Annotated in this window: 11 protein-coding genes; 8 read left to right on the top strand and 3 right to left on the bottom strand. The window is 56.7% G+C overall.

Going from position 1 to position 13,493, the window contains the following annotated elements; genetic code table 11:
• The first annotated feature begins 75 nt into the window (after nucleotides 1-75).
• The 8 genes from Q0816_RS13450 to Q0816_RS13415 all read left to right on the top strand — a co-directional run bounded on the left by Q0816_RS13450 (nucleotide 76) and on the right by Q0816_RS13415 (nucleotide 9,313).
• Nucleotides 76-1,062, top strand: coding sequence for an Hsp33 family molecular chaperone HslO (locus Q0816_RS13450; RefSeq protein WP_298851330.1), 987 nt, complete (start codon nucleotides 76-78; stop codon nucleotides 1,060-1,062).
• The gene (locus Q0816_RS13445) at nucleotides 1,037-1,651 is read left to right on the top strand and encodes a CoA pyrophosphatase (protein ID WP_298851328.1); all 615 of its coding nucleotides are present in this window, start codon (nucleotides 1,037-1,039) and stop codon (nucleotides 1,649-1,651) included. The genes Q0816_RS13450 and Q0816_RS13445 overlap by 26 nt, the downstream gene beginning before the upstream one ends.
• Complete coding sequence (locus Q0816_RS13440) at nucleotides 1,648-2,802, top strand: CCA tRNA nucleotidyltransferase (protein ID WP_298851325.1); 1,155 nt, start codon at nucleotides 1,648-1,650, stop codon at nucleotides 2,800-2,802. Before Q0816_RS13445 ends, Q0816_RS13440 begins: the two co-directional genes overlap by 4 nt.
• Before the next feature lie 190 nt (nucleotides 2,803-2,992).
• Entirely contained in the window at nucleotides 2,993-4,831 is a 1,839-nt protein-coding gene (locus Q0816_RS13435; RefSeq protein WP_298851323.1) for an ABC transporter ATP-binding protein, read from the top strand.
• Entirely contained in the window at nucleotides 4,828-6,660 is a 1,833-nt protein-coding gene (locus Q0816_RS13430) for an ABC transporter ATP-binding protein (RefSeq protein WP_298851321.1), read from the top strand. Before Q0816_RS13435 ends, Q0816_RS13430 begins: the two co-directional genes overlap by 4 nt.
• A 39-nt stretch (nucleotides 6,661-6,699) precedes the next feature.
• Nucleotides 6,700-7,929 carry a class I SAM-dependent RNA methyltransferase gene (locus Q0816_RS13425; protein ID WP_298851320.1) on the top strand — a complete coding sequence of 410 codons (1,230 nt, stop codon included), beginning with the start codon at nucleotides 6,700-6,702 and terminating at the stop codon, nucleotides 7,927-7,929.
• A gap of 21 nt (nucleotides 7,930-7,950) precedes the next feature.
• Nucleotides 7,951-8,736 carry an ion transporter gene (locus tag Q0816_RS13420; RefSeq protein WP_298851318.1) on the top strand — a complete coding sequence of 262 codons (786 nt, stop codon included), beginning with the start codon at nucleotides 7,951-7,953 and terminating at the stop codon, nucleotides 8,734-8,736.
• Nucleotides 8,737-8,794: 58 nt separating this feature from the next.
• Nucleotides 8,795-9,313, top strand: a complete 519-nt coding sequence (locus Q0816_RS13415; protein ID WP_298851315.1) for a L,D-transpeptidase family protein — start codon at nucleotides 8,795-8,797, stop codon at nucleotides 9,311-9,313.
• Here Q0816_RS13415 and Q0816_RS13410 read toward each other — a convergent pair.
• Genes Q0816_RS13410 through Q0816_RS13400 form a run of 3 tightly spaced genes read right to left on the bottom strand, consistent with a single transcriptional unit; the run spans nucleotide 9,297 to nucleotide 13,438 of the window.
• Nucleotides 9,297-10,748 carry a nodulation protein NodH gene (locus Q0816_RS13410; RefSeq protein WP_298851313.1) on the bottom strand — a complete coding sequence of 484 codons (1,452 nt, stop codon included), beginning with the start codon at nucleotides 10,746-10,748 and terminating at the stop codon, nucleotides 9,297-9,299. The genes Q0816_RS13415 and Q0816_RS13410 overlap by 17 nt on opposite strands.
• A 6-nt stretch (nucleotides 10,749-10,754) precedes the next feature.
• A complete protein-coding gene (locus tag Q0816_RS13405; protein WP_298851311.1) occupies nucleotides 10,755-12,455 on the bottom strand; it encodes a beta-1,6-N-acetylglucosaminyltransferase in 1,701 nt (566 codons plus the stop codon).
• Entirely contained in the window at nucleotides 12,452-13,438 is a 987-nt protein-coding gene (locus tag Q0816_RS13400; RefSeq protein WP_298851309.1) for a glycosyltransferase family 2 protein, read from the bottom strand. Before Q0816_RS13400 ends, Q0816_RS13405 begins: the two co-directional genes overlap by 4 nt.
• Between the last annotated feature and the right edge of the window lie 55 nt (nucleotides 13,439-13,493).

Here is a 13,493-nt window from a genome sequence, read left to right as displayed (position 1 = left end):
TATGGCCCCTTAAAACCCAATCTGTACGACCTATATGGTGCCGGTATGCCAACCCGTGGCGTGTAAGGAAACCCCATGTCTCTTGGAACAAAAATCGCGTGGGACGACACCGTCCTGCCCTTTCAACTTGATGCATCCGACATGCGCGGCCGCGTGGCCCGTCTGGACGGCGTGCTGGACGGTATCCTGAAGCAGCACGATTATCCGCAGCAAGTCGAAGCGCTGGTGGCTGAAATGGCCTTGCTGACCGCGTTGATCGGCCAGACGGTTGCGCTGCGCTGGAAGCTGTCGTTGCAAGTGCAGTCCAAAGGGGCGGTCCGCATGATCGCGACCGATTATTACGCGCCGCAGAAAGAGGGCGAGTCCGCGCAGATTCGCGCTTATGCCAGTTTTGACCGCGATCGGCTGACCGATGCCGCCCCTTTCGATCAGGTGGGCGACGGGTATTTCGCGATCATGATCGATCAGGGCGAGGGCACGCAGCCGTACCAGGGCATCACTCCGCTTGCAGGAGGATCGCTCAGCGCCTGTGCCGAGGCGTATTTTGCCCAGTCCGAGCAGCTGCCGACCCGTTTCTCGCTGAGCTTTGGCAAATCGACCGAACCCGGTGTCGGCGAACATTGGCGCGCTGGTGGCATCATGTTGCAGCACATGCCCAAAGCCTCACCTTTTGCCGCATCGGGAGAGGGTAGCGGCGAAATCCTGACGGCCAATGATCTAGTGGACGGTGAAGAAGGTGAAAACTGGGGAAGGGTCAATATCCTGCTGGATACGGTTGAGGATCTTGAGATGATCGGACCCTCAATTGCGCCGACCGACCTTTTGGTCCGTCTGTTTCACGAGGAACAGCCACGTGTCTATGATGCACAGTCGGTGCAGTTTGGATGCACCTGTTCCGAAGACCGTGTGCGACAGAGCTTGTCGATCTATTCGGCCAGGGATATCGAAAAGATGACCACACCCGAAGGTCAGGTCACCGCAGATTGCCAGTTCTGCGGAGCGCATTACGTGTTGGATCCTGCAACGGTCGGGTTTGATGCCGAAGACACCAAAGGTGCTTGACCCAGTGGAACAGATCCGGGCGGCGTTGCGCCGTCCCGGTCACGGGTCCAGCGATTTTGACCTGAACCCGGATACCGTTCTGCCACCGGGGCGACGATTGCGACCTGCCGGTGTTCTTGTGGCCATTTCGCTGTTGGACGACACGCCGCGCGTGATCCTGACCAAACGTTCATCGGCGCTCAAGCACCATCCGGGGCAGATCGCTTTTCCCGGCGGTAAACAGGACGAAACCGATACCGATGTGACGGCTGCGGCCCTGCGGGAAGCGCAGGAAGAGATCGGGCTGCCCCCGGAGCTGCCGGAGGTCCTGGGTTTTCTGCCGACGCATGAAACAGTGACGTCTTTCATCGTCACGCCGGTGGTCGCAGTCCTGCGCGACACGTACCAACCGGTTCCTGAGCCCGGTGAAGTGGACGAGGTTTTTTCAACCCCTCTTGCCCATCTCTTGAATCCCGAGAATTATCTGGTTGAATCGCGCCGCTGGCGCGGCCAGAAACGCAGATATTACGCAGTTCCGTTCGGCCCTTATTACATTTGGGGCGCGACGGCCCGCATATTGCGCGGGCTAGCAGCACGGGTGAATGAATGATGCAGATTAACGAGCCCTGGGTCAGTGAACCGGCAACCCAAAAGGTTTGTTCGGCGCTGACTAAATCCGGGGCTCAGGCACTTTTCGTAGGCGGGTGTGTGCGCAACGCACTGCTTGGAGCACCGGTATCTGATATCGATATCGCTACCGACGCACGACCCAAACAGGTTGTTCAGATCGCAGAGGCTGCTGGGCTCAAGGCCATTCCGACAGGTATCGACCATGGTACGATCACAGTGGTCAGCGCAGGTATACCGCACGAGATCACGACCTTCCGACGTGATGTAGAAACCGATGGTCGGCGTGCAGTCGTCGCCTTTTCCGAACACGTTGAAGAAGACGCTGCGCGGCGCGATTTTACCATGAACGCGCTTTACGCACTGCCCGATGGGTCAGTGTTAGACCCGCTTGGCGGCCTTCCCGACCTTGAGGCTCGGGCGGTGCGGTTTATCGGAACGGCCGAGAATCGGATCCGCGAAGACTATCTTCGCTCGCTTCGCTATTTCCGCTTTCACGCCTGGTATGGTGATCCTGATGCCGGTTTTGATCCCGATGCGCTGGCGGCCATCGGTGCCAACCTTGATGGGCTGGAATCGCTGTCGCGCGAACGGGTCGGGGCAGAACTGCTGAAGCTTCTGGGTGCGCCTGATCCAGCCCCCGCCTTTGCAACGATGCGCAGCACGGGCGTTTTGACCAGGTTGTTGCCAGGTGCGGACGATCGGTCGTTGGCACCATTGATTTCGCTGGAACAGGCGGCGGGTGCCGATCCCGATCCGGTGCGGCGTCTGGCAGCCATCACCACGCCCGAGGATGCCGCGACATTGCGGTTAAGCCGTGCGCAGCTGCAACGCCTGACCCGGATGCGCGAGGAGGCGCAGGCCACAACCAGTGTGGCCGAATTGGGATACCGCTATGGCGACGAAGGCGGCTTGCACGAGACCCTCTTGCGCTGCGCCTTTCTGGAACGACCATGGTCCGAAGACCTAAGGCGTGATTTGCATGCTGGCGCAACAGCCCGCTTCCCTATACAGGCCAAAGACCTGATTCCCAGCTTCAGCGGGCCGGCGCTGGGCAAAAAGCTGGCTGAGCTTGAAATCCGCTGGATCGCGTCCGGCTTTGCGCTCTCGCGCGAGGAGTTGCTTGCAACTTAGCGCGAAGTCTCAAAAGGGGATGACAACTTTTTTCCTTTGTGCTTAGGTGCGCCTGACACATGGATGGAGGAATGCGAATGTATTACGGGATCTGGTTCGGCTAAAGCCAGGACACTTGCCCCGTAACGGGTGGTGTTCAGGCGCCATCTTTCTTCGCACGTCATTTATCTGCTCAATCGGAGCACTCTCCATGTTTCGCTATTTCGAAAACCTCGTTGACCCTTTTGTCGCCTATACGGAATCTGACAAGCCACCGACGCAGCTGTGGCCATTCATGTTGGATTATTCGCGGCCCTTCTTTCGGGTCTTTGTCTGGGCCGCGTTGATTTCCATCTTCGTCGCGGGGGTAGAAATCGGGCTGATCTACTATATGGGTCGCGTTGTGGATCTGTTGGGCGGATCACCGGCAGAGGTCTGGGAGACCCACGGGACCGAATTGCTGCTGATGGCGGCGTTTGTCCTGTTTCTGCGACCTTTGCTGCATCTGTTCGATGTGCTGTTGCTCAACAATACGATTCTGCCAAACTTTGGCACTCTGATCCGCTGGCGCGCGCATAAACACGTGCTGCGCCAGTCAGTTGGCTGGTTTGAAAACGATTTTGCCGGGCGCATCGCTAACCGGATCATGCAAACGCCACCTGCTGCTGGCGAAGTGGTATTTCAGGTCTTTGACGCGATTTCCTTCTCGCTGGCTTATCTGATCGGCGCGGCAATCCTGTTGTATGTTGCGGATGCGCGCTTGCTGATCCCGCTGCTGATCTGGTTCGCGTTCTATGCTGTGCTTGTGCGCTGGACAGTGCGGCGTGTCGGTCCGGCGTCCCAGGCGGCCTCGGACGCGCGTTCGACCGTGACAGGTCGGGTGGTGGACAGCTATTCCAACATTCACTCAGTCAAGATGTTTGCCCACGGGGCGCAAGAGTTGGACTATGCCCGCGAAGCGATCGAGGAAACGCGCCGGACATTCCAGGTCGAGATGCGGATTTTCACCGTTATGGATGCAGTTCTTGTCACCCTGAACGGAATGCTGATCGTGGGCGTTGTAGGCTGGGCGATTGCCTTGTGGATGCAAGGCAGCGCTTCGGTTGGTGTCGTCGCAGCGGCCACGGCGTTGACCCTGCGCTTGAATGCCATGACCGGATGGATCATGTGGGCTCTGACCAGCTTTTTCCGCCAGTTGGGTATCGTGGCCGAGGGGATGGAGACCATTGCGCAGCCCATCGATCTGCTGGATGCACCGACTGCGAAGCCCCTGCATCTCAGCAAGGGCGAGATTCAGATCCGCGATCTTTCGCATCACTACGGTCGTGAGACCGGAGGCTTGGACCATATCAACCTGACCATCCAGCCTGGTGAAAAGATCGGTTTGATTGGGCGTTCCGGTGCTGGCAAATCGACTCTGGTTAAGCTTCTTTTGCGGTTTTACGACGTCGAGCGCGGTGCGATTTTGATCGATGATCAGAACATTGCGCAGGTCACGCAAGACAGCCTGCGCAGTCATATCGGCATGGTCCAGCAAGACAGCGCTTTGCTGCACCGGTCTGTGCGCGACAACATCCTGTATGGTCGGCCGGATGCGTCCGAGGCCCAGATGATCGCCGCCGCCAAACAGGCCGAAGCGCATGAGTTTATCCTTGATCTGCAAGACCCGCAGGGTCGGACCGGGTATGATGCACATGTGGGGGAACGCGGCGTGAAGCTGTCCGGGGGTCAGCGTCAGAGGGTGACCCTGGCGCGAGTGATCCTTAAGGATGCTCCGATCTTGTTGTTGGACGAGGCGACATCTGCGCTAGATTCCGAGGTTGAAGCGTCAATTCAGGAAACGCTCTACGGCATGATGCAAGGAAAAACCGTGATCGCAATTGCGCACAGGCTCAGCACTATCGCGCAGATGGACCGCATTCTGGTGATGGATGCTGGCCGCATCGTGGAAGAAGGCGCACATTCAGACCTTCTGGCACAGGGTGGCCTTTACGCGCAGTTCTGGGCGCGGCAATCTGGCGGCTTCATGAACCCGGAGGCCGCTGAATGAGGATTGCCGACCTCATCTACCCATTCAAGAATATTGAAACGCCCCCACCGCAGAAATTGGGGGCGTTCATTCGCTGGAGCCTGTCCGGGGCATGGCCCATGCTGTTTGTCGCGGCTTTCTTCTCGGCTACAGCAGGCGCGATGGAGGCAGGGACAGCGTGGATTCTGGGTCGCGTGATAGATGTGGCAACCTCCGGCGGGCCCGAGAGTTTTCTGACCGCAGCAAATACGTGGATGATCTTGGGCACGGTCGCCTTCTTTATGCTAATCCGTCCGATCCTGTTTGGCCTGTCGTCTCTGTCGAATAATTACATCGTCATGCCCAACATCACCCCTTTGGTGCTGGCCAAGTTGAACCGTTGGACGCTCGGGCAGTCGGTGACCTATTTCGACGACGATTTTGCTGGTCGGATCGCGCAGAAACAGATGCAGACTTCCAATGCCATGGCATCGGTCGTGTCGGAAACGATCAGCGCGATTGTGTTTGCCTTGGCGTCACTGGTGGGGTCTTTGCTTTTATTAGGGTCTATTCATCCACTGGTGATGTTGCCATTTGCCGCGTGGCTGGTGGTCTATTTTCTGCTTGTACGCTGGTACCTTCCGCGCATCCGCGTGCGTTCCGCCGCACGGGCCGGGGCGCGGGCGATGGTGTCGGGGCAGGTGGTTGACACAATCACCAACATCAAGACCGTCAAGCTGTTTGCCCATTCCACTTTTGAAGATCAGGCCGCGCGCGACTCGATGGTAGAATTGCGCGAACGATCGCTGGATTTCGGCAAGCTGTCGGCCAGTTTTCGATTTATTCTGATGACGCTGGCCGGTGTGCTGCCCGTTCTGCTGTTGGGCGCGACGCTTTGGTTGTGGCAACTCGGCATGGCGACTGCCGGTGATATTGTTGCGGCCGGTGCGGTTTCGATCCGCATTGCTCAGATGACGGGTTGGGTCAGTTTCACGCTGATGGGCCTATATGCCAATGTGGGAGAGATCGAAAACGGAATGAATACGCTGGCCAAGCGGGACAGGGTTGAAGACACGAGCGGTGCACAAGACCTGAATGTGAACGAAGGGTTGATCTCCTTCGAAGGCGTCAGTTTCGCGTATGGCCGGGATGTCGGCGGGGTCGTGGACCTGACTCTGGCTATTAAGCCAGGCGAAAAGCTGGGAATCGTCGGGGCCTCAGGGGCCGGAAAATCCACCCTCGTTTCTCTGCTGCTCAGGCTCTATGACAGGGAAAGTGGCACAATTCGAATTGACGGGCAGGATGTGGCACAGGTGACGCAAGACAGCCTGCGCCGCCAGATTGGCATGGTCACGCAGGAAACGGCGATGTTCAACCGTTCGGCCCGCGAGAATATCTTGTACGGTCGCCCGGATGCGTCAGAGGATGAAATGATCGAGGCTGCGAGAAAGGCCGAAGCGCATGACTTCATCCTGAGCCTTGAAGACGCTCACGGTCGCAAAGGCTATGATGCTCATCTGGGGGAGCGCGGTGTAAAGCTTAGTGGCGGGCAGAGGCAAAGGATCGCTCTGGCGCGTGCCATTCTGAAAGATGCGCCGATTCTGGTTCTGGACGAAGCGACATCAGCGCTGGATTCCGAGGTTGAGGCGTCGATTCAAACAGCGCTTCATCGGGTGATGCAGGGCAAAACCGTTCTGGCCATTGCGCACCGGCTATCCACACTCAGTGAAATGGACCGGATCGTTGTTCTGGACCATGGGCGCATCGTGGAAACCGGAACCCATGAGGCTTTGCTGGACCACGGCGGGCTGTATGCGCGGTTCTGGCACCGTCAATCGGGTGGTTTCATTCAGGCGGAAGCTGCGGAATAAGGGTTTTGTTGCCGTCAAAGCCCGGCTATCAGGCCTTCCATGACGCAGCAATTCACAATCACACGGCTTGGACATCAGGGCGATGGTATTGCCGAAGGCCCTGTTTACGCCCAGCGCACCCTTCCTGGTGAGGTCGTCAGCGGCAGCCTTGTGGGCCAGCTACTGACGGATATCAAGGTCGAAGCACCGTCCGAAGACCGGGTCAAAGCCCCGTGCCGTCATTACAAAGCGTGTGGCGGTTGTCAGTTGCAGCATGCATCTGATGCGTTTGTGGCAGGGTGGAAGCTGGAAATCGTCCACAACGCGCTGAAGGCACAGGGGCTTGAGGCGCCTATGCGCCCGATACACACGTCGCCTGAACAGTCGCGCCGGCGCGCTACGGTGGCCGTTAGGCGTACTAAGAAAGGAACGTTGGCCGGGTTCCACGGACGGGCCTCGGACACGATCACGGAAATCCCTGACTGCCGATTGCTCGACCCTGCCTTGATCTCTGCCATTCCCGTCGCCGAAGCGCTGGCTGTTTTGGGAGGAAGCCGCAAAGGGATTTTGGCTGTCACGCTCACGCTGTCCGAAGGTGGGCTGGATGTGGCTGTCAAAGGCGGCAAACCGTTGGATGGCCAACTGGAACTGGCATTGGCGCAAGCGACCGAGAAACACGGGGTGGCCCGGCTGAGTTGGGATGGGGAGGTGATTGCCATGCGACACGCGCCGGTTCAGCGTTTTGGAACAGCTGACGTCACGCCACCTCCAGGCGCATTTCTTCAGGCAACAAAGGACGGAGAACAGGCTCTGTTAAAGGCTGTTTTAGAGGCAACACAGGGCGCGAAGCGTATCGTTGATTTGTTTGCAGGCAGCGGAACATTCTCTTTGCCATTATCGGAAGAGGCTGAAATCCATGCTGTTGAGGGCGAGGCGGCCATGGTCGAGGCACTGGATCAGGGTTGGCGCAGGGCACAGGGCCTGAAACGCGTGACCACCGAAGCCCGCGACCTGTTCCGCCGCCCGCTCATGCCGGATGAGCTGAAAGCGTTCGGCGCGATCGTGCTGGACCCACCTCGCGCAGGGGCCGTAGCACAGGTAGAAGAGCTGGCAAAGGCCCGACGCCCGATCATAGCCTATGTCTCATGCAACCCTGTGACCTTCGCACGCGATGCAAAAACGCTGGTTAACGCAGGCTACACCCTTGAATGGGTACAGGTCGTTGACCAATTTCGGTGGTCGTCACATTCGGAACTTGCTGCGCGGTTCGTACTGAACGCCGCATCTTGATCAGACAGGAGAACGAGACACATGGCGTTTAAATGGCGTTTGCTGAACCTTATCGAAGCGCCCGCTTTCGGCCGGTTTATTACAGTTGTCATCATCTTCAACGCAGTGCTTTTGGGGATGGAGACATCGCCAACCCTGATGGATATGGCAGGACCGTTGATCGTGGCGCTGGATAAGCTGTGCCTTGCGATCTTCGTGGCTGAGATATCCATGAAACTGATCGCCACCGGGCGCAGGTTCTTCACAAACGGCTGGAATATTTTCGACTTCCTGATCGTAGGCATTGCCCTCGTTCCCAGCGCCGGAGGTCTCTCCGTGCTGCGCGCTCTGCGGATTCTTCGGGTACTGCGCGTGATTTCCGTGGCACCGCGACTGCGTCGCGTGGTCGAAGGGTTCATATCGGCGCTGCCGGGTATGGCCAGTGTGTTCCTGTTGATGGCAATCCTTTTCTACATCGGGGCCGTGATATCGACCAAGCTGTTTTCAGCTTCGTTCCCGATTTGGTTCGGGGATTTGGGCTTGTCCGCATACACACTGTTCCAAATTATGACATTGGAAAGCTGGTCGATGGGTATCGTTCGCCCGGTGATGGAGGTTTACCCCTATGCCTGGGTGTTCTTTGTGCCTTTCATCATGGTCACGACATTTGCAGTAGTGAACCTTCTGGTGGGTTTGATCGTGAATTCGATGCAGGATGCCCATCATGCCGAGGATGAGGTTAAAACCGACGCCTATCGTGATGAAGTTCTGGAGCGGTTGGAAAGCATAGAAAATCGCCTGGCCGAGCAATCGAACATCAAAAAGTGATTTCAGTTTTTACGATTTTTGGCATAATGATCGGAAAAAATAGAGCAGGCAGTGAAAAATGGATCGTCGAGCATTTGGATTGGGGGCGATGGCAACGCTGAGCCTTTCGGCTTGTGCCTCAGCCAGCCCAAGATTTCTGGCTTATAACGGGCCTGAGGTGACCTCGTTGGTGATCAACAAGGGCGCGCGCAAGCTTTACTTGTTGCACAACGAAAAGATCCTCAAGGAATATGATGTGGATCTGGGTTTTGCACCAAGTGGAACAAAGACCCAGCGTGGTGATGGCCGAACGCCCGAAGGAAGTTACCTGATCGACCGGCACAATCCCAAAAGCCGATATCATCTGTCTCTGGGCATTTCGTATCCAAACTCGCAGGACGTCGCCCAAGCCAAGGCTGCGGGCGTTGATCCGGGCGGGGATATCTTTATCCACGGTCAACCGAATCTGCGCACTGAACTGAAACGCGCCAAAAAGACGCCGGATTGGACAGCGGGATGTATCGCGGTCAAGAATGACGAAATCGAAGAGATCTATTCGATGGTCAATCGGGGCACGTTGATCACGTTGCGCCCTTAGGCCGTATCGGAACCCAGTCACCGAACCCGAACGCTTCATAGTCGCGCTGGTAGGTTTCGGCCGCCAGCGATTCCAGTTGCGCGTCGTATATCTGAGCCAGAGCAAACGGTTCATCCGGAGCGCGCAGACCGGGTTGAGGCGGGTTTGAATGCCCCATTTTGCGTGCCAAATCCGGTAGGGCGGTCGTCAGATCCTCTTCCCGTATGACCAGATCGGGCATGGTGAAAGATGCGATCCCCTCCAATGCCTTGAACTGGCTGCACCACGTACCGTCCACGCGGATTGGCGTCTGACCGTTGAGGTTAAGGCGCAGAAAGTCCAGAAAAGCCGAAAACGCTTCGTAGTGTTGTTCAACCGAATAGTTATTGTCCCGTACCTGCCCGGGGATTGGCAGTTTGAGCCGGTTGCGCAGGTAGTTTCGCACCATCTTGTAGCTTCCCGGCCCTGCATACAGAACGCGCTCGCAAAATGCTGTATGCGCTCGGGCCACAGGATGACGCAGAACCGTGAATCGGCGCTGACCGGGATGGTCCTGCATCCAGGACCGGACCTGTTTGCGGTTCCGATCAGTGATCAGATCATCTGTCCGGCATCCATCAAGGTCAGCCAGCCACTGATTGATAACAGGCCCTATTCCGCAGCGAATAGGCAAATACATCAATGCGGATCGTGCTGCAGCAACGTAAAGTGGTACAGCTGCCCCGCGCTGAGGTTCAAAGCTGATTGACCGATGCAATCCAAACCGATCCTGATCAGACAGGGATTGCTTCATCTCATCCGGATTGGTGACCTTCGACACAGCCGGCGCCGGGTTTTGCGGCTTCAGTGTGTCGTCAAGACGGGTCAATCGTGCTTCAATGCCCAGCCATGCGGCCAACCCGTTTAGAACATCCAGCTCGGTCAGGTCGTCATAGGTAATGAAAAACCCTGTTTGGCCGGTTATTTGCAGATGTCTGTGCACCGTCTGCTGATGGTTTTGTGTTCTATCCAAATAATCGGAAAACTCTTTCCCATCGAAGGCGACCTGCGCGTCAACGCGGCGTTTTACGTTCTTCAGCAGCCATTGCTGCGTGGCCTGCGCGATTTTCAGGGACAGATAGCTGTCCAGCGGGTTACGGGTTAGTATGATCTTGGCACAGCGTGGATCGTTCAGCATGGGCTTCAGGACGCGCGGATCATGGCCTTCGAAATACCGGAATCCGTTTATGTCTCCGGGTGCTGACCGAATGGCCTTGAGTAGCCGCATCGGGTCGGCGTCCCGATCTTCGAGCGTGAGCCCCAGCAGATTATCGGATTTCAGATTACCGGCGAAATGCGGGTTGAAGGCCTCTCCGTGGCAGGTGACCCCGTCCAACGCGTTCAGATTGGCCTCTAGCAAGTTGGATCCCGTGCGCATAGCCGCCAGAATTACGAAGTAGTCAAATTTGGCTGACATGGGCAATCACTGCACCAGATAGGGTTTTCGGTAAGGTCTGGTCTGATGACCAAATATGTCATCCGTCGGGAAATCGCCCATCAGATAGGGATGCATTCCTTGATTCTTGAGATTCTGCAGGAATTTTCCGAACCCGGACAAATCGACCATTGTCGGCACCTCGGTCAGATGGCTGGCCTGTTGCACGCCGATCTCATCAAGGACTGACTGCAGTGCGCCCATTGGAGATTCTATGAAATCAGCCAGTGTCCAACTTCGCATTCTCGCCTTGGTCCAGACAGACGTCAGAACTTCAAGCTGCTTGGTTTCAATCCGTTGCAGACGCGCCGCCTCACACCGGATTTCCGTGAAGTTCGTGTTCGATCTGAACAGCGGAATCGCCCAGGCACCCGTGATGACGGAAATCTGAGCGTTCTTGTCCCGCGCCAGAAACCAGTTGATATCCTGAGTGTCCCGGGGGCTGAACTGAAAACACTGACGTTCGCCACGTTTATTCCAGATCAGGTTCGACAGAAAAGCCGTTGGGTTATAGTCCCGTAGTGCGGCACAATCACTGAGCGCCCCGTTCGTTATCGTTTCACCCTGAGCAAACTCGGCCCGCTCGGGCGCGAACAAATGACCGTGTACTTTGGTACCGGTGGTCGTGGCCAGCCATGGCTCGAAACCCTCAAACAGCTCGGTAAAGCCCTGAAATACGGAATAAGGCGATGATGTAAGGCCGTTTTCACTGCCATGCCGGGGAAACCGGCTTTGCATGTACAGCCCGTCGCGCCCGCGTGTCCGCCGTTCGACCGCTTTCGAGAATACGCGATCTATCTTGCCCGGGTTGGGCTCTGCCGGTTTCATTGCACTTGTCTGATCTGTCAGGAATGCCTGATACAACCGTTCCGCCCGAGGCCAGATCTTGCGGGCGACGAAACAATCCGACCGGCGCAGCAATTGCAGATGATCGTCATAGAAAATGTGTGGACGGCCCTGATAGTCGAATTTCGACAGGGTCAGTGACCGGCTTTCGATATGCGTGGAATACAGGCGCGCCAATGTCTGGAAATAGCTCTCGTCCGGAATCCACACGTGGCGGAAATATTTGTCGTAAATTTTGCGCTTGGGATCCTGAAGGATAGCGGACAGCGTTTGACGGGTCAGGCACCACCACTGGCTGCCCATATGCGGAACCAGCCCTTCGGGAATTTGCCGACGAAAACCCGCTGCGCGTTGAAGCTTCACATAGGTGTCAAACAACTTACGTTGTTTGCGCCAAGAAAACGGAAACCGCAGGGTAAAGCGTTCATGGTCCAGCCCACCGATCGTCCAGCTGACATCCGATGTTGTTGCGCTTTCGATGAAATCGACACGAGGCCGGTCTGACAGATAATCGATCAGGTCCTGAACCGGGCGCAAAGGCACGCAGGCCCCCGAGGACAGAAACACATGCCTCACCTCCGGGAATTGCTCCAGCATCAGCTCGGATGCGCTCTGTGACGCGGCAACAATACCCCAACCGCCCCAATCGCACCGATGTCGATCAGAAAACACGATCCGGGGATTGTTCGAACAAGAAGCCACAAATCGGGTGTACGTGTCGTCGGACACTTTGCTGTCCACGTGGATGACCACCGGGCACCCCGCCGCTGTCCAATGACGCGCGACCTGTTCGGCGCGGTCCAGCGATGTATGAACCAGCATGACAATACCCAGACCGCTCATGCCCAGTTTCCTTTCGACATGAGGCCCAGAATCTCTAGCTGTCGCCAGTTGATATATGCCTCGGACCACTCGCACCAGAAAATCGGCTTGTCCTCAAGCTGAGTGGCATAGGCTTTGTATTCACCTGATCCACGATAGTGCTGGCCACGTTGCAATTCTTCGCGTGCTTTGTCGCCGATCGTGTTGATCAGCTTGGCATGAAGCAATGATCCGCTGGCTTTTTCCCCTCCCCATTCGTCATAAACCTGATTGAGCCCGCGCGGCAAAAGCGAATGGGTCGAGCTGACATAGACATAGCGCCGATCCCATTTCACCAGCGGAATCTTGTTCAGCGCCGGGGCTTTGGATGGGTTGTCTTCAAAGAACACACGAGCCCGTGGCCCGCCCTGAATCCACAGGTTCCTGTACTCGGGGTTTTTGGTGATCATGTAATTGCCGGGATCGAACCAGCGTGCGATTTCAAACGGATCCTGCCCTTCGCGATAAGGTTCGGCGTCTACCGACCCCTCAGGGTACATGTCGATCAGCATGGTGCCGAAGCTGCGCACGGCACTGCCATCCAGCCAGTCCGTCAAAGCGCGGATCGGACGTGTGTCGCAAAACGGATAAATGAAGAACTCGTCTGGATCGACGGTCAGGACCCAATGTCCGTGCGCATATTTGCGCAGGATGTAATTTGACCAATCCAAACCAAAGCTTGCATGTTTGTAACTGGTTGTCGTGCGCCAGACTGATACGTCTGCTTGTTCTTTCAGGAACTCGAAACTGCCGTCATCGCTGTCATTGTCGATGAACAGGAAGTGGTTGATGCCTAGTCGGCGATAGTATTCCAGAAAGAAGGGCAGGCGAATTTTCTCGTTTCGCACCACACTCATCAACAGAATATCGTCGCGGCGGATTGCCGATGTATTGATGCTGGCAGGCTTGAGTTCACGGCGGTGTTTGAGGCAACGCAAAATACGGCGCTTGCGCCGCAATCTCATTTTGTAGGACTCAAACAGGCTCACGTGACTGCCCAACCTTTGTTATGACGCGAGC

The organism is uncultured Ruegeria sp., from assembly GCF_947497005.1.
Classification (GTDB): Bacteria; Pseudomonadota; Alphaproteobacteria; order Rhodobacterales; family Rhodobacteraceae; genus Ruegeria.
This window is presented reverse-complemented; position numbering and strand designations above follow the sequence as displayed.